The organism is Nocardioides sediminis, from assembly GCF_003047295.1.
GTDB lineage: Bacteria > Actinomycetota > Actinomycetes > Propionibacteriales > Nocardioidaceae > Nocardioides > Nocardioides sediminis.
The window spans coordinates 133,957-152,339 of record NZ_PZYZ01000007.1 but is presented as its reverse complement, the minus strand read 5'-3'; the positions used below and the strand labels follow the sequence as shown (position 1 = coordinate 152,339).

Genomic DNA, 18,383 nt, shown 5'->3' with positions numbered 1-18,383 from the left:
GTGCAGCCCGGTCGACGCCGCCCAGGGACGTGCGGGAGGGTCGGGTCAGCCGTTGCCGCCCGCGCGGAACGCCAGCCACGCGTCGCTCATCCGGGCCGCCTGGCCCTCAGTGAACATGTCCATGCAGTTGTCCTCGGTGTAGTCCATGAAGTTGTGGATCGGGTCGAGGCCGGGGGCCGCGCACGTGTCGGCTCCCTCCGGGCAACCGAACTGCGGGTAGGCCTCGCGCGGCGTGTCCGCCACGCCGTCGCCGCTGGCCGAGCAGCCGCCGGCGAAGGTGTGCTCGAGCATCATCCAGTGCCCGACCTCGTGGGTCAGCGTGTCGCCCCCGTTGTAGGGCTCGGCGGTGCCACCGGGCATCGACTCGTCGAGGATGACCACGCCGTCCTTGTAGTCCTGGCCGTTGTTGTAGCCCTTGGGGAAGTAGGCCCAGCCGAGGAGCCCGCCACCGATGTCGGCGGTGTAGACGTTGAGCGTCTCGGAGTCGCCGACGCGCAGCGCCTTCTTCATGTCGTACTCGGTCTTGCCCGGCGCGACGTTGACCCAGGCGTCGTTGGTGACGTAGTTGACCTTGGCCAGGTCGAAGCGGAACGCCGTGTCCGCGGCGTCCGGGGCCGTGGTGCCGGCGAACGAGTCGTTGAGGACGTCCATCTGCTCCTCGACCAGGGTGCCGAGGCGGGTGCGGTGCGCGTCGGTGGCGTCGGACCCGGTGATCACGTGGAAGACGGTCTCGATGCGCACCGAGCCGTTCGGGAGCGAGGGCAGGTCCTTGATGACCCCGTACTTCTTGGCGTCCTTGGCCGGGTAGAGGGCCGGCTCCTTGGCGAGCGGGTGGTCCTTGCGGACGCGGGCCGCCGACGAGTGGTCCGAGCCCTCCTCGCAGGCCACGACTCCGTCGGAGGCGACGGCGGCGAAGACGGGCGTGACGGCCAGGGTGAGGGGGGTGAGGGAGAGGACGCCGGCGACGGCGGCCGAGCGGACGAGACGTGTGCGCATGGGTGGTGACGCCTTCCTGACGGGTACTAGTCCGGACAACCTATGGCCGCATGGGCAGGTCGGGCTACGTCCCCGGAGGACAAATGTGTGTCAGGAAGTCGTCGTGTAGACGCCGCGGTGATACACCAGCGGGCGGCCGTCGCCGTCCGCCGCGAGGGCCACGACCCGGCCGACGACGATGAAGTGGTCGCCGGCCTCGTGGATCGCCTCGACCGTGCAGTCGACGTACCCGACGGTCCCCTCGAGCATCGGCGAGCCCGTGCCGGGTGCCGGCCGCCACGGCAGGCCCGCGAACTTCTCGTCCGACGGGCCGGCCATCCGGTCCGACACGTCGGCCTGGTCCGCGGCCAGGAGGTTGACGCAGAACGTCCCCGTACGCCGGATGGCCGCGAAGGCGCGCGACTGGCGGGTGGGCAGGAAAGCGACGAGGGGCGGGTCGAGCGACACGCTGGTGAACGACTGGCAGGTCATTCCGATTGGCGCCCCGTCGACCGCGGTGGTCACCACCGTCACCCCCGAGGCGTAGCGCCCGAGGACGTCGCGGAAGCGCCCGGCCTGCGCCCACGCGGCATCCCCGTCGACCTCGAGGGTCTCGCCGGGTCGCCACTCGAAGTCGTGGTGGTGGTCCATCGGTCCAGTCTCGCGCACGGCCCACGCGCGGGTACGACGGGGCGCGACGTCTCGTCGTACCAGGGTGGGGGGTGCGCGCCTCGGCGCCATGCGGTGGGATGTGCCCATGACTGCCATTGACCTGGGCCGGCCCGTGCAGGGCGACGTCGTCGAGCTGATCCTCGAGGACCACCGACGCTTCGAGGACCTCATGCGCACCATGCGCGACGCCACCGCCGACCGCGACGCCGCCCGGCGCGCCTTCAGCGAGCTGCACGTCGCCCACGCGCTCGCCGAGGAGGAGCTGGTCTACCCCAAGCTGCGCCGCAAGCGCGCGATCGGCGAGCACGAGGAGGAGCACGGGCACGAGGAGCACGCCGAGGGCAACGAGGCGCTCCTGGCCCTGCTCGAGCTCAGCGGTACCGACACCCAGGCCTACGACGACGCGCTGGAGAAGCTCGCCGAGCTGATCAACCACCACCTCACCGAGGAAGAGCTCACCATCCTCAACCCGGCCCGCGAGGAGGTCGGCGACCAGGTCCGGGCCGAGCTGGGCGCGGCGTTCGCCGAGCGTCGCAACGAGCTCCTCGACCAGGGGTGCGGCAGCGAGGCCCAGGTGCGGAAGATCGTCGAGGAGGCTCGCGGTGAGGGGCTCCTCGACGACGAGGACTGACGTCCGAGGACCGACACGGGAGGACTGACACCGGAGGACTGACACCGGGGCGCAGCGGCGGGTTCGCCGGCCGTTCACGTCCCGGCCCTAGCGTCGGGACGTGCCCGATCTCCTCGCCCCGCTCCTCGGAGCGGGGACGCACTGGGTCTACGCCGCCATCGCGCTCCTGGTGCTGGCCGAGTCGGCGCTGTTCGTCGGCTTCGTCCTGCCCGGGGAGGCCAGTGTCCTGCTGGGCGGGATGCTGGCCTCCGTCGGCCGCCTCGACCTCGCCGTGCTCGTGCCCCTGGTCGTCGCGGCGGCGGTCGTGGGCGACGCCGTGGGCTTCTGGGTGGGTCGGCGGTACGGGCCGTGGCTGCGCGGTCGCCGCACGATGGTCCGGCACGCCGCGCGCGTCGAGCAGATGCGGGACCTGGTGCGACGACGGGGCGGCCTCGCGATCCTGGCCGGCCGGATGACCGCGCTGGTCCGCGCGATGACCCCACCCGTCGCCGGGATGAGCGGCGTCCGGTGGCGCACGTTCCTGGCGTACGACGTCGTGGGCGGCGTCGTGTGGGCCGGCGGCGTCGCACTCCTCGGGTACGCCGCCGGGCACTCCTACCGGCAGGTCGCCGACGTCATCGGCGCCGCCGGGGCCCTGGGCGTCGGGCTGGCCGCGGTGGCGGGCGCCGTGTGGTGGTGGCGGGCACGCCCGGTGCGTCGAGCCGGTGACCGGGCCACACTGGACGCATGACGTTCCCGGACGGCTGGACCCGCGGCTCGCACACGTACGCCGGCGTCACGCACGCGACGTACCGCAGGGGGACGGGGCCGGGCGTCATCGTGATCCACGAGGTCCCCGGGATCACGCCCGAGGTCGCGGCCTTCGCCGAGGAGGTCGTCGACGCCGGTTTCACGGTCGTCCTGCCCAGCCTCTTCGGCACCGACGGCGCCCCGATGACCCCTCGGACGATCGCCTCCTCGATCGGACGCGTCTGCGTGAGCCGCGAGTTCACCAAGCTGCGCACCGGTGAGACCACGCCGGTCGCCGGGTGGCTGCGATCGCTCGCTCGCGAGCTGCACGACGAGCTCGGCGGGCCGGGGGTCGGCGCCCTGGGGATGTGCTTCACCGGTGGCTTCGCCCTGGCCATGGCCGTCGACCCGGCCGTAGCCGCACCGGTCGTGTGCCAGCCGAGCACGCCGGCCGCGGTCGGCAGCAGGCGGGCCGCCGACGTCAACCTCTCCCCCGCCGACCTGGCGGTCGTCAAGGGTCGTTGCGCCGCGGGCCAGCAGGTGCTGGGCGTGAAGTTCCGCAGCGACCCGGCCGTCGGGACCCGCTTCGACACCCTCACCCGCGAGCTCGGCGACGCCTTCGTCCGGGTCGAGCTCGAGGGCAAGGGGCACTCGACGGTGACCGCGCACCGGCGGCAGGAGGCCGTCGACGCGGTGCTGGCGTTCTTCGCCGAGCACCTGCGCCGGTGACCCGGCACAGGTGCCCGACGCGGGCAACTGGATCCCAGCTCAGCGCAGGGCCTTGTTGCCCTTGAACTTCCACTCGACCGTGCCCGTGCCGTTGCCCTGGCCGGTGCCGTTGACCGCCGACGTCGTCTCGGCGAACATCAGCGTGGCGTGGGCGATGGCATCCGACATGATGTCCAGCGCATCCTCGCTGAGGTTGTCGATGTCGTCGCAGGGCGCGTGGTAGCAGGGGTCGTAGGCGACGCCGGCCGTGCCGCCGTACTCCGCCGCCTGAGCCGCGGTCTTGATGCCCTCGGCACCGGTGAAGAGTCCGCCGGCGGGGATCCCGGCGTTGATGAAGGCGAAGTAGTCGCTGCGTCCGTCGAAGTCCGTCGGCTCGCTCGACGACCCCTGCGAGGTGAAGAAGTCGGTGAAGACGTCCTCGATGAGGCCGGAGCCGTTGGGTCCGGACACCCCGAGGGCGTCCCCGTCACCGTCGTAGACGAAGTTGACCGCGTTGGGCGACCCGACCATGTCGAAGTTGAGGTTCAGCGCAGTCCCCTTGATCTCCCGCTTCGTGAGCTGGGAGACGTAGTACTCCGACCCGATGAGGCCGTCCTCCTCGCCGCTCCAGAAGGCGAAGCGCACACGGTTCTCGGGTTGGATGCCGAGCTCGGCCATCTGCAGCGCGGTCTCGAGGAGCGCCCCGGTCCCGGAGCCGTTGTCGTTGATGCCGGGACCCTCGCCGACGGAGTCGAGGTGTCCGCCGGCCACGACGGTGCGGTCGGTGCGTCCCGTCGGGGTGTCGGCGAGCAGGTTCTCGGTGGTCACCTGCTCGATGGTGATCTGCAGCGTGAGGTTCATCTCCAGGCCCGGCGTGTTCGCCCACTCCTCGCCCCGTGCGTACGACGCGCTCACGACCGGGATGTCGCGCACCGGCGGGTCGAGGGTGCCGCCGAAGAGCGAGAGGCGGTCATCCCCCGGGACGACGTTGCCCTGGTTGAAGATGATGACCCCGCTGGCACCCGCCGCGGCGGCGTTGTCGGCCTTGACCGCGAACGGGCAGGTGCCGCGCTGGATCAGGGCGATGTTGCCCGCCGGGAAGCCGGTGAAGTCCGCCGCTTCGCAACCGCTGGTCGAGGCCCGGTCACCGGCCAGGTTGAGGTCGACGTTGGTGACCGGCGCGGCCGCCGTACCGCCTCCCGAGTAGTCCATGGGGTAGAAGTCGATGCCCAGGGTGTAGGTGGTGTCCGGGTCGGGTGCCGTCCGGACCAGCGACGACCCGGTGAAGTCGACGCGCTCGTAGCTGAACTCCTGGCGCGTCGTGATGTAGCCGGCGTCGTCGAGGAGCGCTTCCACGTAGTCGACGGAGGCGTCGTGGCCGCTCGTGCCGGCCTGCCGGTTGTCGTCGTTGGCGTCGGCGATGGCCTGGAAGGCATCGAGGTGCTTCATGACACCGGCGACGGTGACGGCCTCGCGGAGGTCCTCGGTGTCGACGGTGACGGCTGCCTGCGCGGTGCCTGCGAGTGTGGATCCGCCCGCCAGCGCTGCCGCCGCGGTGATCGCGACGAGGCGGGTCCTGGTCGTCCTGCTGTGCTTCACGTTCTCTCCTCGGTGGGTCGACGGCCGTGAGCGCCCGAGAACCATCACGTGGGGACTTCGGACGCTAGCCACGGGGAGACCCAGCACGGGATCGCACCGGAAGAAGCCCCAGAACTGGGGAACTCCGCGATGAGAACAGGTTCTAGGCCTCCCGATACCATCGGCACGTGAGCTTCCTCCGCCGTCAGGGCGTGATCGCCGCCCTCACCGCCAACGCCCTCCGCCCGCTCCCCGGCCGTGCCGGGTTCCTCTCCTTCGGCGCCGGCTGGATCGTGGGCGAGCTCGCCCCCCACGTCCTCGCCTTCACCGCGGCGGACGCCGCGCTGCACGTGTCCCCACTGCGACGCGGTCCCCGTAGCAGGGCCGGGCTCGCGCTCGCCGCCTTCAGCGCGGCCGGCCTGGCCGCGATGATCCACCGAAGCCACCAGGTCCGGCACCGGCTCGAGGAGGCGCTCGTCGAGGGGCTGGGCGTGCAGTACGTCGAGCAGCTGGACGCACCCCCCACCCCCGCGGACCTGGCGCCGCCGTGGCGACGGATCGTCAACCCGTTCGACCTCACCGATCCCGCCGTGCGGGTCGAGAAGGACATCGCCTACTCGACGTACGGGCGGCGCGGCCTGCTCGACATCTACCGGTCGGCCGAGACGGAGCCGACGAAGGCGCCCGTGCTCCTCCAGGTGCACGGCGGCGCCTGGATGACCGGGCGCAAGGACCACCAGGCCATCCCGCTGATGCAACACATGGCCAAGCAGGGGTGGGTCTGCGTGGCCATCAACTACCGGCTCTCGCCGCGCTCGGCGTTCCCCGACCACGTCATCGACGTCAAGCGGGCCATCGCGTGGGTCAAGGAACACATCGCCGAGTACGGCGGAGACCCGGACTACGTCGTCATCACCGGCGGCTCGGCCGGCGGGCACCTGTGCGCGCTCGCCGCGGTGACGCCCAACGAGCCGGAGTGGCAGCCGGGCTTCGAGGCCGCCGACACCTCGGTCCAGGCGGCCGTCCCGCACTACGGCGTCTACGACTTCGCCGGGTCGACCGGCCTGCGCAGCGCCGTCGGCATGCGGGACCGGTTCATCGCCCCCCGGGTGATGCAGACGACCTGGGAACGCGACCCCGAGCTGTTCGAGGCCGCGTCCCCCATCCTGCGCGTCGACGGGGACGAGCCCGACTTCTTCGTCATCCACGGCGACACCGACAGCCTGGTCGACGTCAACCAGGCGCGCGCGTTCGTGGAGCGGCTGCGCCAGGTCTCGCCGAGCTCCGTCGTGTACGCCGAGCTGCCCGGCGCCCAGCACGCGTTCGACACCCTGCCGTCCATCCGCTCCACGCACGTGGTGCGCGCCATCGAGCGCTACCTCAACTGGCACTGGAACTCGTGGCGACGGGGCCGGGCGGTGGATGCCGGCGCCTGAGCGCTACCGGTGGATGAGGCCGATGTGGTTGCCGTCGGCGTCGACGACGGTCGCCACCGTGGTGCCCCCGCCGACCTCGCTCGGCGGCTGGAGCACCTCGCCGCCCGCGTCGACGAGCGCGGCGACGCCGGCCTCGACGTCCTCGGTGGCGCAGAAGGGCGTGGGCCCGACCATCCCTGACGCGTGGCCGTGGGGGTTGAGGCCGATCTCGAGCCCGTCGAGGTTGAATCCGACGTAGTACGGCGTCTCGGTGTGCGGCTCGGCCCCGAAGGCCTGCCGGTAGAACGCCGTCGCGGCGTCGACGTCCTTGACGGGGATCACGATGGAGCTGACGGTCATGGGTGCCTCCTGGGTCCGACCGGCGTCGCCGGTGCTGGTGTGGTTCGTCGCGTGGTTGACGAGCCAGGACGCCGGGACGTGACAGGCCGGGTCGGGCGGCTCAGCCGAAGTCCGCGGTGATCCGGCGCGCCGCCCCGTCGACGGTGACCTCCCCGCCGTACGGCAGCACCACCTGCGGCGAGGTGTGCCCGAAGTCGACGTCCATCACGACGACGGCCTCCGGGGCGTAGTCGGCGACGGCGCGCAGCACAGCCTCGCGGTACTCGCCCCGGCGCGCGGAGGCCTGCTCCGGCGACGGCGTGTGCTCCCGGTCGCCGACGGGCGGGCGACCCCACAGCAGGGCCGACGCTCCCCCGAGGATCCCGCGCTCGCCCAGCGCGCGGAGGATGCGGAAGCAGACCTCCGGGTCCGGGCGCTCCTCGGAGGGCTCCAGGAGCAGCACCGCCCCGGCGTACGACTCCCCCGGCATCATCCACCGGCCGACCTGCAGCGTCTCGGCCACCGACTCCAGGCAGCCGCCCCAGGTGCGGCCGGAGACGCGGACCTCGGGTCCGGACCAGGTCCACGGCTCCGCGGGGGCGTCGGGCGCTGGCCGGGTGAGCGCCTCGGGCGTGTCCCAGCCGAGTCCCGCGTCGAAGGTGCGGGGCACGACCCGCACCTCGTGGGTGCCGCCGAAGAGGGCGGCCCGCAGCGAGGCGAGGTGCATCGGGTCCACCGCGGGCCCGGGGCCGAGGTGCACCTGCGTCGAGCCCCCGTAGACCGAGCCGATGCCGTGGTCCCACAGGTAGTTGGCCAGGTGGGTGTTGTCGCTGTAGCCGAGGAACCGCTTCGGGGCGGCGGTCATGCGATCGGCATCGAGGTACCGGAGCACGGTGACCTGGTCGTCGCCGCCGACGGTCGCGATGACGGCCGAGACGTCCGGGTCCTCGAAGGCCGCCATCAGGTCCTCGGCGCGCTCCTGCGGCGTCCCTTGGCGCCGGGTGGTGGGGTACTCGACCGGCTCGAGGCCCAGGTTGCGGAGCCGCCCGAGGGCCTGCTCGTGGATCGCCGGGAAGTGGGCCGGCGCGCACCACGACGGCGAGACAACGGCGACCTTCCCGCCGGTCGTCGCGGGCGGGGGCAGCGAGACGGGGTGGGTCATGGCACTAGTGTCTCGCCGCGTGACGTCACCTGCGCCCTCCCCCCGGAGCCAGCCCTCCGACCTCGGTGGGATGCCCGCCGACCTGCTCGAGCACGCCCGTGCCGCCAAGGGCTTCATGCCCGAGGAGGAGGGCCTGCTCCTCCACCGGGTGGCGCGGGAGCGGCTGCCGCACGGGCCCGTGCTGGAGGTCGGCACCTACTGCGGCAAGTCCGCGATCTACCTCGGGGCCGCGGCCCGCGAGGTGGGCGGCGTGGTCGTCACCGTCGACCACCACCGCGGGTCGGAGGAGAACCAGGCGGGGTGGGAGCACCACGACCCGACCCTCGTGGACGCCGAGTCGGGGCTGATGGACACGTTGCCGGTCTTCCGTCGCACCATCGAGCGGGCCGGTCTCGAGGACGTCGTGGTGCCGGTGGTGGGCCGGTCGACGACGGTCAGCGCGCTCTGGCGCACCCCGCTGTCGATGCTGTTCATCGACGGCGGTCACGCCGAGGAGCACGCGCACGACGACTACACGGGCTGGGCGCGGTGGCTGATGCCCGGCGGGCTGCTGGTGATCCACGACGTCTTCCCCGACCCGGCGGACGGTGGGCGACCGCCGTACGACGTCTTCGTGCGCGCGCTGGGGAGCGGCGACTTCACCGAGGTCGAGGACCTCGGCTCGGTGCGCGTGCTGAGGCGGACGTCAGGAGACGCCGGCGACCCGGTCCGCTGACTCACAGCCGCACTCGAGCGCGATCTCGGCGAAGTGCGGGGCCAGCGAGGTGCCGCGCATGATGTCCGATCCCGGGGTCGTGCCGGTGAGCGCGTCGACGGCGAGGACCACGGCCGCCGCGGTGTAGGTGGTGTGCTCGACCGGCCAGTTGACGTCGTCCGGGAACACGTAGCCGGTGAAGTAGCGGCCCCCCTCCGCACGCAGGTGCTGCATGTCGGCGAGCAGCTGCAGGGCGCGGCGTCGGTCGCCGAGGGCGTCCAGTGCCATGGCCAGCTCGCAGGTCTCGGCGCCGGTGACCCACGGGTTGCGGGAGACGCAGCGGATCCCGAGGCCCGGTTCGACGAAGGTGTCCCAGCGCTCCCCGAGCAGTGCCCGGCCCGCGTCACCGCGCACGGCGCCGCCCAGCACCGGGTAGTACCAGTCCATGGAGAACTCGGACTTGTCGAGGAACCGGTCCCGGTGGCCGCGCAGCGCGTGGCCGAGCCGCCCGCCCGCCAGCTCCCACTCGGGCTGGGGCTCGTCGACCAGGTCGGCGAGCGCCACCCCGGCACGCAGGCTCTGGTAGATGCTCGACGACCCGGCGAGCAGGGCCTCTTCGTTGACCCGGGACGGCCGCCCGTCGTGCCACTCCTGGGACCACGCGATGCCGCCGAAGGGCAGCTGGTGGCCCACGACCCAGTCGAGGGCCCGCCGCACGGCCGGCCACGTCCGGCCCACGAACGCCTCGTCGCGTCGTACGAGCCAGTGGTGCCACACGCCCACCGCGAGGTAGGCCGACATGTTGGTCTCGCCGCTGTGGTCCTCGACCTCGCCGGCGACGAGCTTCATCGGCCACGACCCGTCGGGACGTTGGGTGCGGACCACCCAGTCGTAGGCGTGCTCGGCGGCCTGCGTCTGCCCGCCGACGACGAGCGCCATGGCCGCCTCGACGTGGTTCCACACGTCAGTGTGCTCCCCCGTCGTCCACGGGATCGCCCCGTCGGCCTCCTGCATCGCCGCGATCGACGCGGCCGTCTCCTCGACCTGGGTCCAGGTCAGGACGCGCTCGACGTGCTCAGGCTGCATCGGGCTTGCGGAAGTAGAGCACCATGCTCTTGCCGATCACCGGGTCGAGCACCTTGCCGGCCAGCCGCAGGGCCTTCGGGTCCTTGACGATCTCCCACACCAGCAGCTTGTGGTAGGCGCGGGCCAGCGGGTGGTCGTCGTTGCGGACTCCGACCGCGCACTTGATCCACCAGTACGGCGAGTGGAGGCCGTGGGCGTAGTCCTTGCCCTCGAAGTCCATGCCGGCCCTGGTGACCTTGTCGACCAGCTCCTTGTCGGTGTAGATGCGGATGTGGCCGCCCGGGGTGTTGTGGTAGTCCTCGGACAGCTTCCAGTTGACGACCTCGGGGAACCAGCGGGGCACGCTGACGGCGAGCGTGCCGCCGGGGCGCAGCACCCGCACCAGCTCCTGGATCGCCTGGATGTCGGCGGGGATGTGCTCGAGCACCTCGGCCGCGACCACCCGGTCGAACTCGCCGTCCGCGAAGGGCAGGGCCAGCGCGTCGCCCTCCTTGACGTCGGCCTCGGCACCGTCGGGGACCTCGCCCCCGTCCCGCATCGCGGCGAACCACTCGCGCACGGTGGCCAGCTCGTCGGCGTCCTGGTCGAAGGCGATGACGTCGGCGCCCCGCTTGTACATCTCGAAGGCATGGCGTCCGGCGCCGCATCCCATGTCGAGCACGCGCTCACCCGGCCGGAGCCCGAGTCGGTCGAAGTCAACGGTCAGCACGGGAGTCCTCCTCGGTCGGGTGCCCGGTGGTCGGGGCGGTGGTCGGGGCGGTGGTCGGCACGGTGGTCGACCCAGCGGTCTGCTCGGCACGGAAGCCGGCGATCGTGTCCTCGTACGCCGCCGCGGTCGCCTCCGCGACCGCGCGCCAGCTGAACAGCTCCTGCACGCGCCGGCGGCCGGCGCGGCCGAGCCGCTCGCGACGGACCGGGTCGTCCAGGAGCGCGGCGAGGGCCTGCTCGAGCTCGCCCACGTCGCCGGGCTCGACGAGCACGGCGCACTCGCCGTCCTCGCCGACGACCTCGGGGATCGCTCCGGCGCGCGACGCGACCAGCGGGGTCTCGCAGGCCATCAGCTCGGCTGTGGGCAGCGAGAAGCCCTCGTAGAGGGACGGGACGCAGGCCACCTCGGCCGACCCCATCACCTCGACGAGCTCGGCATCGCTCACGCCGTTGACGAAGGTGACGTGCTCCGTGATGCCCAGCCGGTCGATGAGCTGCTCCGTCCGGCCGCCCGGCTCGGGGGTGGTCACCAGCACGAGCGACACGTCGCGCTCGGTGCGGAGCTTGGCGAACGCCTCCAGCAGGGTGGCGATGCCCTTCATGGGGGCGTCGGCACTGGCCATGGCCAGGATGCGGCCCGGCACGCGAGGCGTGGTGGGCGGCACGAAGGCGTCGTCGACGCCGAGCAGCACGGTGCGCATTCGGCCGGGGTCGACCCCGAAGTCGCGAGCGATGTCGCGGGCCGAGCTGTCGGACGGCGTCAGGATCGCGCGGGCCTGCCGGGCGACCTTCCCCTGCATCCTCAAGAAGCCGTACCAGCGCCGCAGGGCCAGCTTCTTGCGCAGCGTGGGGGCGGCGGCGAGGTCGATGCGGCGGTCGATCGCGATCGGGTGGTGGATGGTGGTCAGCAGCGGGATGCCCATCTTCTCGATGTCGAGAATCCCGTAGCCGAGGACCTGGTTGTCGTGGGCGACGTCGAAGTCGCCGACCCGCTCGCGCAGCACCCGGGCGACCCGGCGGGAGAACGTCTTGGGCTCGGGGAACCCGGCGGTCCACATGGTGAGGACCTCCTCGACGTCGATGAGGTCGCGGATCTCGCTCGGCCGGGGCGTCCGGAACGGGTCGGGCTCGCGGTAGAGGTCCAGGCTCGGGACCTTGGTCAGCCGCACGCCCTCGTCGAGGTCGGGGTAGGGCTGCCCGGAGAACACCTCCACCTCGTGGCCGAGCCGCACCAGCTCCCGGCTCAGGTGCCGGATGTAGACCCCTTGGCCGCCACAGTGGGGCTTGCTGCGGTAGGACAGCATCGCAATGCGCACGTGCCTGCGACCTTTCTCGAAGTGGAACGTGTTCCTATCATGGCGCACGTGGCCAACGACGACCCGACTTCGCCCGTCCAGCGGGAACGCCGTACCCGCATCCTGGACGCCACCATCGCGCTCGCCTCGCAGGGCGGCTTCGACGCCGTCCAGATGCGGACGGTGGCCGAGCAGGCGGACGTCGCGCTGGGCACCCTCTACCGCTACTTCCCCTCCAAGATCCACCTGCTCGTCAGCGCGCTGGGCCGCGAGTTCGAGCGCGCCGACGCGGCCATGGCCGACAACCCGGTCCCTGGTGACACCCAGGCCGACCGCGTCAACCACGTGCTGAACCGGCTGACCCGCGGCCTCCAGGACGACCAGCACCTCACCGAGGCGCTCACCCGCGCGTTCATGTTCGCGGACCGGTCCGCCCGCCAGGAGATCCAAGGCGTGGGCCAGCTGCTGGTCCGCATGCTCACCCGGGCCATGCGTCCGGGCGCGACGGCGTCCGACGAGGACCGCGCCATCGCCCGGGTCATCGGGGACGTGTGGCTCGCCGCGCTCATGGCCTGGGTCAACGGCCGCAGCAGCGCCGAGGAGACCTCCGCGCACATGGAGCGGGCCGTGCGCCTCGTCCTGCGCTGACCCGCCGGGAACGGTCAGCGCAGCGGGTCGAACGGCACCAGCTCGGCCGGGGTGCTGCCGGTCACGATCCGCTGCGCGAGCAGCTTGCCCGTGACCGGACCGAGGGAGATCCCCGACATCGCATGACCACCCGCCACGAACACGCGCGGTGAGGTGGTCGGGCCGATGAGCGGCAGCCCGTCCGCGCTGCAGGGGCGGGCACCCACCCACTCGTCACGGCGGTCGTCGAGGTCGACCCCCTGCAGCAGCGGGCGGACGGACTCGACGATCGCCCGGATGCGACGGGGGTCGAGCGCCGCGTCGGGGGCGCGGAACTCCATCATCCCGGCCACCCGGAGCCGCACGCCTCCGCTCATCTCCAGGGGGGTGCACGCCACGCGTTGGGCCGGGAAGTACAGCGGCGCGTGCGGGACCCGGTCACCGGCGACGCTGAAGGAGTAGCCGCGACCGGCGTGGACGGGCTGCCGCACCCCGAACCGACGGGCCAGGGGCCCCAGCCAGGCACCGTGGGCGAGCACGACGGCGTCGAACCGCTCAGCGTTCCCCGGTCCGGTGCCGACGACGACCCCACCCCGGTCCTCCTGGACCCCGGTGACGGTGGTGGCCTCCACGATGCGACCACCTCGGCCACGGACGGAGTCGGCCAGGGCCGCGAGGAACGCCGGCGGGTTCACGTAGCGCTGGTCGTGAAGCCGCACCGCGGCGCCGACCGAGGCGGACAGGGCCGGCTCCGCAGCGCGTGCCTCCGCGCCGGTCAGGACGTCGTAGGCCACGTCCTGGCCGGAGGCACGGATGTCCTCGAGCTCGTGCAGAAGTGGCGCGCGCTCGTCCCGCGTGCGGAAGCACGCCAGGAACGGGTCCGCGGGATACGTCGGGGCGTCGACGCCGGCGTCGGCGAGCTCGTCGAACGCGGCCACAGAGCCCCGGTTGAGCGGCGCGTAGGCGCGCATCCCGGTCCCCCAGCGCCGGACGGTGCTGTTCCGGACGAAGCCGGCCAGGAACCTCAGCAGTCGCGGGTCGGGCCGCACCGGGACGTAGACCGGCGAGGTCGGGCTCAGCACCGCGCGCACCCCGTAGCGCAGGACCGAAGGCTCGGGGAGCGGCGCGGTCATGGCCGGGGTGATCCACCCGGCGTTCCCCCACGACGAGCCCGCCGCGACGTGTCGGCGGTCGTGGACCGTGACGTGGACGCCGTGCTCCTGGAGGAACCAGGCGGTGGCGAGACCGACGATGCCGGCTCCGACGACGGCGACGCGCTCGGGCATCAGGCCTCGCTGGAGTGGCCCGGGAACACGTGGGCCGTCGGGTCGATCGCCACGGCCGCGTTGTTGACCGCGGTCGCCGCCTCGCCGAAGCCCACGGCGATGAGCCGCACCTTGCCGGGGTACTCGGTGATGTCGCCGGCGGCGAAGACGCGCTCGATGTTGGTGCGCATCGCGCTGTCGACCACGAGGTGGCGCTTGAGCGTCTCCAGCCCCCATGTCTGCAGGGCGCCGAGGTCGGCCACGAAGCCCAGGGCGGCCACGACCGCCTGCGCCGGTCGGACGAACGGCTCCTGCCCGTCGACGGTGACCTCCACCTCCGCCACGTGCCCGCTCCCGTTGCCCCCGCTCCCCCGCAGTGCCGTGACCTGCGCCTTGGTGATGATCTCGACGCTGGAGTCGCGCACCGCCTGCACGGTCCGCTCGTGCGCCCGGAACGCGTCGCGGCGGTGGACCAGCGTCACCGAGGAGGCGACCGGCTCGAGGTGCTGGGCCCAGTCGAAGGCGCTGTCCCCGCCGCCGACGATCACCACGTCCTTGCCGGCGTACGGCGCGAAGCTGGGCACGAAGAACTCCACGCCCCGCCCGACCCAGCCCTCGGCCGCCGGTAGGGGGCGCGGGCTGAACTTCCCGATGCCGGCCGTGACCAGCAGCGCGCCGGCGGTGATCGACGTGCCGTCGTCGAGGCCGACGGTGACGTGGTCGTCACCGTGCTCCAGCGTCTGCGCCGTGCGGTCCAGGAAGTACTGCGGGTCGGCGGTCGCGGCCTGGGCGACCAGCCCCTCGACGAGGTCGCGGCCCTTGATGGACGGGAAGCCGGCGACGTCCAGGATGGCCTTCTCCGGGTACATCGCGGTGATCTGGCCGCCGAGCTCGGGCAGGGAGTCGACCACCCCGACGCGAAGGCCGCGGAACCCGGCGTAGTAGGCGGCGTAGAGCCCGGTCGGGCCGGCTCCGATGATGAGCAGATCGACCTCGGGCACCCGGTCACTCCTTCGTCGCCGTCAGGACGCAGTCAACCTAGCCGAGCGACGTGACCCCTGCCACGGTCCACGCGCCCTGCTCCCCCACCAGGCTGACGACCACCCGGTCCCGCTGGAAGCGGCGTGCCCCGGTCCGGCCGGACGTCGTCTCCTGGTTGACGAAGACCAGCACCTCGGCCCGCCCGTCGCTCGCCGACACGACCCCCGACGCCACCGCCGAGGCCTCCTGGTCGATCTCCTCACGCACGGTCACCCGACGGACCCGCTCCATCGCCTCGACGTGCTCGGCGGCGAAGTCCGGCTCGAGAGTCGCGGACGCCCGCGCGACGTCCTGGTCGAACGAGTCGTGGTGGTAGGTCAGCACGGCCGCAGCCGTCCTCGACGCGACCGACAGCACGCGCTCGCGCTCCGCCCTCTCGGCCAGGGGGGCCGTTGCCGGAGCGGTCTGGTCGGCACCGCGCTCGGCCTCCTCCACCTGGAGGACGACCAGGGCGGTCAGCACGACGGCGGCGAGGACCAGCACCGCGGTCAGCCACGGGCTGGCAAGGGCGGAGCGCTCGGACGCGGCTTCCTCCGGGGGCCGGCCGGCGTCTGCGGGGGTCGTGGCGTCCACGTCAGTTCACGAACCGGAGGCCGTCGGTGAGCCACCGGTCCCCGTCTCGGACGAGGTCGACCCGGATGCGCCACGGCACCTCCCGGGTCCGGGAACCGCCGACCCTGCTGGTCACCTCCGTGTCGGCCGCCACCAGCACCACGGCAGAGGCCGCGGTGGACTCACCGAGGCCCGCACGCAGGATCGTCACGTCGGCCGACGACTGCCGGCGCAGGGTCTCGGACCGGATGGTCTCCAGCTGGTCGGCGAACTGCTCGCGAAAGTCCTCCGTGGTCGTCGTGAGCATCCGCTCGAGCTGCGCGTCGACGTCGGTGTGGTCGACGTCGAGGAACGCCCGGACCTGCTCGGTCGCCGCACGGACGGCGGCAGCGTGGTCCGTGCCCGCCGGACGGTCGGGTGCGGCGGCGCCCCCGTCGCCGTCCGCGGCGTTGCGCGCGACGAGCACGGCGAACGCCACCAGCAGCACGAGGACCAGGAACGCCAGCCCGATGTTGAGACGTCGGCTCACGTCTCGTCACCGACGCGGGAGGGCTTCATGCACGCATGGTGGCAGACGCCCCGCCGATCGGCGGGGACTCGTCGGGTCAGGCGCGCCGGCGTGCGTGCAGGACGTTCACTTCGTCGCTGCGGCTCGCTGCGCTCCCCGGGCTCCTCGCTCGTCGGGTGCGCCGCGGACCTCGTTCCTCGGCCCGCGCGCACCACTCCTCACTTCGTCGCTTCCATCATCTGGCGAAGCTCCTTCTTGAGCTCGCTGATCTCGTCGCGCAGCCGGGCCGCCACCTCGAACTGCAGCTCGGCGGCCGCGGTCTTCATCTGGTCGGTGAGGCCCTGGATCAGCTCGGCCAGGTCGGTGGACGGGATGCCGGCCGTGTCGGGGAGGTCGGAGTGGATCTTGGAGAGCGACGGGGTCGGCGACTTGGCCTTGACGCCGCCCGCGCGGCCCTTCTGGCCCACGTCGGCCCAGGTCTGGAGCAGCTCCTGGGTCGTCTCGTCCTCGCGGGCGAGCATCTCGGTGATGTCGGCGATCTTCTTGCGCAGCGGCGTCGGGTCGATGCCGTGGGCGGTGTTGTAGTCGACCTGGATCTTGCGACGACGGTTGGTCTCGTCGATCGCCGCCTCCATGGACGGGGTGATCTTGTCGGCGTACATGTGGACCTGGCCGGACACGTTGCGGGCCGCGCGACCGATCGTCTGGATCAGCGACTTGTCCGAGCGCAGGAAGCCCTCCTTGTCGGCGTCCAGGATGGACACCAGCGACACCTCGGGCAGGTCGAGGCCCTCGCGCAAGAGGTTGATGCCGACCAGCACGTCGTACTCCCCCAGCCGCAGGTCGCGCAGCAGCTCGATCCGCTTGAGGGTGTCGACCTCGGAGTGCAGGTAACGGGTGCGGATGCCGGCGTCGAGCAGGTAGTCGGTGAGGTCCTCGGACATCTTCTTGGTCAGCGTCGTGACCAGGACCCGCTCCTCCTTGTCCGAGCGGGTGCGGATCTCGTGGATCAGGTCGTCGATCTGACCCTTGGTCGGCTTGACCACGACCTCCGGGTCGACCAGCCCGGTCGGCCGGATGATCTGCTGGACGGTGTTGTCCACCCCGCCGACCTTGTCGAGCTCGTAGTTGCCGGGCGTGGCGGAGAGGTAGATGGTCTGCCCGATCCGCTCGAGGAACTCCTCCCACTTGAGCGGGCGGTTGTCCATCGCGCTGGGGAGCCGGAAGCCGTGGTCGACCAGGTTGCGCTTGCGGGACATGTCGCCCTCGTACATCCCGCCGATCTGGGGCACCGCGACGTGGGACTCGTCCACCACGAGGACGTAGTCCTCTGGGAAGTAGTCGAGCAGGCAGTTGGGCGCGCTGCCGCGCTGGCGGCCGTCGATGTGCATCGAGTAGTTCTCGATGCCCGAGCAGGACCCGACCTGCCGCATCATCTCCACGTCGTACGTCGTGCGCATCCGCAGCCGCTGGGCCTCCAGCAGCTTGCCCTGCCGCTCGAAGACGGCGAGCTGGTCCTCGAGCTCGAGCTCGATGCCCTTGATCGCGCGCTCCATGCGCTCCGGACCGGCGACGTAGTGGGTGGCCGGGAAGACGTAGAGCTCCTGGTCCTCGGTGATCACCTCGCCGGTCACCGGGTGCAGCGTCATCAGCCGCTCGACCTCGTCGCCGAAGAACTCGATGCGGACCGCGAGCTCCTCGTAGACCGGGAAGATCTCGAGGGTGTCGCCCCGGACCCGGAACGTGCCGCGGGTGAAGGACATGTCGTTGCGCGTGTACTGGATCTCCACGAGCCGACGCAGGATGGAGTCGCGGTCGTGCTCCTCCCCGACCCGCAGCCGCAGCATCCGGTCGACGTACTCCTGCGGGGTGCCGAGGCCGTAGATGCACGAGACCGTGCTGACCACGATGACGTCGCGCCGGGTCAGCAGGCTGTTGGTCGCGCTGTGCCGCAGCCGCTCGACCTCCTCGTTGATCGAGGAGTCCTTCTCGATGTAGGTGTCGGTCTGGGGGACGTAGGCCTCGGGCTGGTAGTAGTCGTAGTAGGAGACGAAGTACTCCACCGCGTTGTCGGGGAACAGCTGGCGCAGCTCGTTGGCGAACTGCGCGGCCAGTGTCTTGTTGGGCTGGAGCACCAGCATCGGCCGCTGCAGCTGCTCGGCCACCCACGCCACCGTGGCCGTCTTGCCGGTGCCGGTCGCTCCGAGGAGCACGACGTCCTGCTCCCCGCCGTTGATCCGTCGCGAGATCTCCTCGATCGCTGCCGGCTGGTCGCCGGAGGGCTGGTAGTCGGAGACGACCCTGAAGGGGGCGACGCGGCGCTCGAGGTCTGTGACGGGACGCATGCGTCGAGCCTACGACCGACCACCGACAACACCAGCGTCGCTAGATTGTCCCC

General features: G+C 72.0%; 19 protein-coding genes. 6 read left to right on the top strand and 13 right to left on the bottom strand.

Features of this window, described 5'->3' with window-relative positions; all coding sequences use genetic code 11:
- Positions 1-45: 45 nt before the first annotated feature.
- Both DAI17_RS16385 and DAI17_RS16380 read right to left on the bottom strand, forming a co-directional pair.
- A complete protein-coding gene (locus DAI17_RS16385) occupies positions 46-996 on the bottom strand; it encodes a zinc metalloprotease (RefSeq protein ID WP_107774281.1) in 951 nt (316 codons plus the stop codon).
- 90 nt (positions 997-1,086) lie between these two features.
- Entirely contained in the window at positions 1,087-1,626 is a 540-nt protein-coding gene (locus DAI17_RS16380) for a flavin reductase family protein (protein WP_107774280.1), read from the bottom strand.
- Positions 1,627-1,732: 106 nt separating this feature from the next.
- Between DAI17_RS16380 and DAI17_RS16375 the strand changes: the two genes are divergently transcribed.
- The 3 genes from DAI17_RS16375 (at position 1,733) to DAI17_RS16365 (ending at position 3,736) form a co-directional block, all read left to right on the top strand.
- The gene (locus tag DAI17_RS16375; protein WP_107774279.1) at positions 1,733-2,278 is read left to right on the top strand and encodes a hemerythrin domain-containing protein; all 546 of its coding nucleotides are present in this window, start codon (positions 1,733-1,735) and stop codon (positions 2,276-2,278) included.
- Between the two features lie 100 nt (positions 2,279-2,378).
- Positions 2,379-3,008: a DedA family protein gene (locus tag DAI17_RS16370; protein ID WP_107774278.1), complete on the top strand. Its 630-nt coding sequence runs from the start codon at positions 2,379-2,381 to the stop codon at positions 3,006-3,008.
- Complete coding sequence (locus DAI17_RS16365; RefSeq protein WP_107774277.1) at positions 3,005-3,736, top strand: dienelactone hydrolase family protein; 732 nt, start codon at positions 3,005-3,007, stop codon at positions 3,734-3,736. Before DAI17_RS16370 ends, DAI17_RS16365 begins: the two co-directional genes overlap by 4 nt.
- A gap of 39 nt (positions 3,737-3,775) precedes the next feature.
- Here DAI17_RS16365 and DAI17_RS16360 read toward each other — a convergent pair whose 3' ends face one another.
- Positions 3,776-5,314: a M28 family peptidase gene (locus DAI17_RS16360; protein WP_234412541.1), complete on the bottom strand. Its 1,539-nt coding sequence runs from the start codon at positions 5,312-5,314 to the stop codon at positions 3,776-3,778.
- A gap of 167 nt (positions 5,315-5,481) precedes the next feature.
- Between DAI17_RS16360 and DAI17_RS16355 the strand changes: the two genes are divergently transcribed.
- Positions 5,482-6,729, top strand: a complete 1,248-nt coding sequence (locus DAI17_RS16355; RefSeq protein ID WP_107774275.1) for an alpha/beta hydrolase — start codon at positions 5,482-5,484, stop codon at positions 6,727-6,729.
- Between the two features lie 3 nt (positions 6,730-6,732).
- Here DAI17_RS16355 and DAI17_RS16350 read toward each other — a convergent pair whose 3' ends face one another.
- Positions 6,733-7,068 (bottom strand): VOC family protein, encoded by a 336-nt coding sequence (locus tag DAI17_RS16350; protein ID WP_107774274.1) that lies wholly within the window; start codon positions 7,066-7,068, stop codon positions 6,733-6,735.
- A 100-nt stretch (positions 7,069-7,168) separates the two neighbouring features.
- A complete protein-coding gene (locus DAI17_RS16345; protein ID WP_107774273.1) occupies positions 7,169-8,209 on the bottom strand; it encodes a S66 family peptidase in 1,041 nt (346 codons plus the stop codon).
- A 19-nt stretch (positions 8,210-8,228) separates the two neighbouring features.
- Here DAI17_RS16345 and DAI17_RS16340 point away from each other — a divergent pair, with 19 nt between their 5' ends.
- On the top strand, positions 8,229-8,924 hold the full coding sequence (locus DAI17_RS16340; protein WP_234412540.1) for a class I SAM-dependent methyltransferase: 696 nt from the start codon (positions 8,229-8,231) through the stop codon (positions 8,922-8,924).
- On the opposite strand, the gene DAI17_RS16335 is transcribed toward DAI17_RS16340, so the two are convergent.
- From DAI17_RS16335 to DAI17_RS16325, 3 genes are read right to left on the bottom strand one after another with little or no spacing between them, the layout of a single operon-like run.
- Positions 8,895-9,989, bottom strand: coding sequence for a prenyltransferase/squalene oxidase repeat-containing protein (locus DAI17_RS16335; protein WP_107774271.1), 1,095 nt, complete (start codon positions 9,987-9,989; stop codon positions 8,895-8,897). The genes DAI17_RS16340 and DAI17_RS16335 overlap by 30 nt on opposite strands.
- The gene (locus DAI17_RS16330) at positions 9,979-10,698 is read right to left on the bottom strand and encodes a class I SAM-dependent methyltransferase (protein WP_107774432.1); all 720 of its coding nucleotides are present in this window, start codon (positions 10,696-10,698) and stop codon (positions 9,979-9,981) included. Before DAI17_RS16330 ends, DAI17_RS16335 begins: the two co-directional genes overlap by 11 nt.
- Complete coding sequence (locus tag DAI17_RS16325) at positions 10,685-12,013, bottom strand: glycosyltransferase family 4 protein (RefSeq protein WP_199905168.1); 1,329 nt, start codon at positions 12,011-12,013, stop codon at positions 10,685-10,687. The genes DAI17_RS16330 and DAI17_RS16325 overlap by 14 nt, the downstream gene beginning before the upstream one ends.
- A 48-nt stretch (positions 12,014-12,061) precedes the next feature.
- On the opposite strand from DAI17_RS16325, the gene DAI17_RS16320 reads away from it, so the two are divergent.
- Complete coding sequence (locus DAI17_RS16320) at positions 12,062-12,640, top strand: TetR family transcriptional regulator (RefSeq protein WP_234412539.1); 579 nt, start codon at positions 12,062-12,064, stop codon at positions 12,638-12,640.
- Positions 12,641-12,654: 14 nt separating this feature from the next.
- On the opposite strand, the gene DAI17_RS16315 is transcribed toward DAI17_RS16320, so the two are convergent.
- From DAI17_RS16315 to uvrB, 5 genes are all read right to left on the bottom strand, one after another.
- Positions 12,655-13,905 carry an NAD(P)/FAD-dependent oxidoreductase gene (locus DAI17_RS16315; protein ID WP_107774268.1) on the bottom strand — a complete coding sequence of 417 codons (1,251 nt, stop codon included), beginning with the start codon at positions 13,903-13,905 and terminating at the stop codon, positions 12,655-12,657.
- Positions 13,905-14,885: an NAD(P)/FAD-dependent oxidoreductase gene (locus DAI17_RS16310; protein WP_107774267.1), complete on the bottom strand. Its 981-nt coding sequence runs from the start codon at positions 14,883-14,885 to the stop codon at positions 13,905-13,907. Before DAI17_RS16310 ends, DAI17_RS16315 begins: the two co-directional genes overlap by 1 nt.
- A 37-nt stretch (positions 14,886-14,922) precedes the next feature.
- Positions 14,923-15,498 (bottom strand): hypothetical protein, encoded by a 576-nt coding sequence (locus DAI17_RS16305; RefSeq protein ID WP_107774266.1) that lies wholly within the window; start codon positions 15,496-15,498, stop codon positions 14,923-14,925.
- 1 nt (position 15,499) lies between these two features.
- A complete protein-coding gene (locus DAI17_RS21070; protein ID WP_159081598.1) occupies positions 15,500-16,006 on the bottom strand; it encodes a hypothetical protein in 507 nt (168 codons plus the stop codon).
- A gap of 197 nt (positions 16,007-16,203) precedes the next feature.
- Positions 16,204-18,330 (bottom strand): excinuclease ABC subunit UvrB, encoded by a 2,127-nt coding sequence (gene uvrB, locus DAI17_RS16295; protein WP_107774264.1) that lies wholly within the window; start codon positions 18,328-18,330, stop codon positions 16,204-16,206.
- Positions 18,331-18,383 lie beyond the last annotated feature (53 nt).

What these genes read in the sequence shown, in the direction of transcription:
- DAI17_RS16385 (WP_107774281.1), bottom strand. Translation starts at nt 996, where the DNA reads ATGCGCACACGTCTCGTCCGCTCGGCCGCCGTCGCCGGCGTCCTCTCC.
- DAI17_RS16380 (WP_107774280.1), bottom strand. Translation starts at nt 1,626, where the DNA reads ATGGACCACCACCACGACTTCGAGTGGCGACCCGGCGAGACCCTCGAG.
- DAI17_RS16375 (WP_107774279.1), top strand. Translation starts at nt 1,733, where the DNA reads ATGACTGCCATTGACCTGGGCCGGCCCGTGCAGGGCGACGTCGTCGAG.
- DAI17_RS16365 (WP_107774277.1), top strand. Translation starts at nt 3,005, where the DNA reads ATGACGTTCCCGGACGGCTGGACCCGCGGCTCGCACACGTACGCCGGC.
- DAI17_RS16350 (WP_107774274.1), bottom strand. Translation starts at nt 7,068, where the DNA reads ATGACCGTCAGCTCCATCGTGATCCCCGTCAAGGACGTCGACGCCGCG.
- DAI17_RS16345 (WP_107774273.1), bottom strand. Translation starts at nt 8,209, where the DNA reads ATGACCCACCCCGTCTCGCTGCCCCCGCCCGCGACGACCGGCGGGAAG.
- DAI17_RS16335 (WP_107774271.1), bottom strand. Translation starts at nt 9,989, where the DNA reads ATGCAGCCTGAGCACGTCGAGCGCGTCCTGACCTGGACCCAGGTCGAG.
- DAI17_RS16315 (WP_107774268.1), bottom strand. Translation starts at nt 13,905, where the DNA reads ATGCCCGAGCGCGTCGCCGTCGTCGGAGCCGGCATCGTCGGTCTCGCC.
- uvrB (WP_107774264.1), bottom strand. Translation starts at nt 18,330, where the DNA reads ATGCGTCCCGTCACAGACCTCGAGCGCCGCGTCGCCCCCTTCAGGGTC.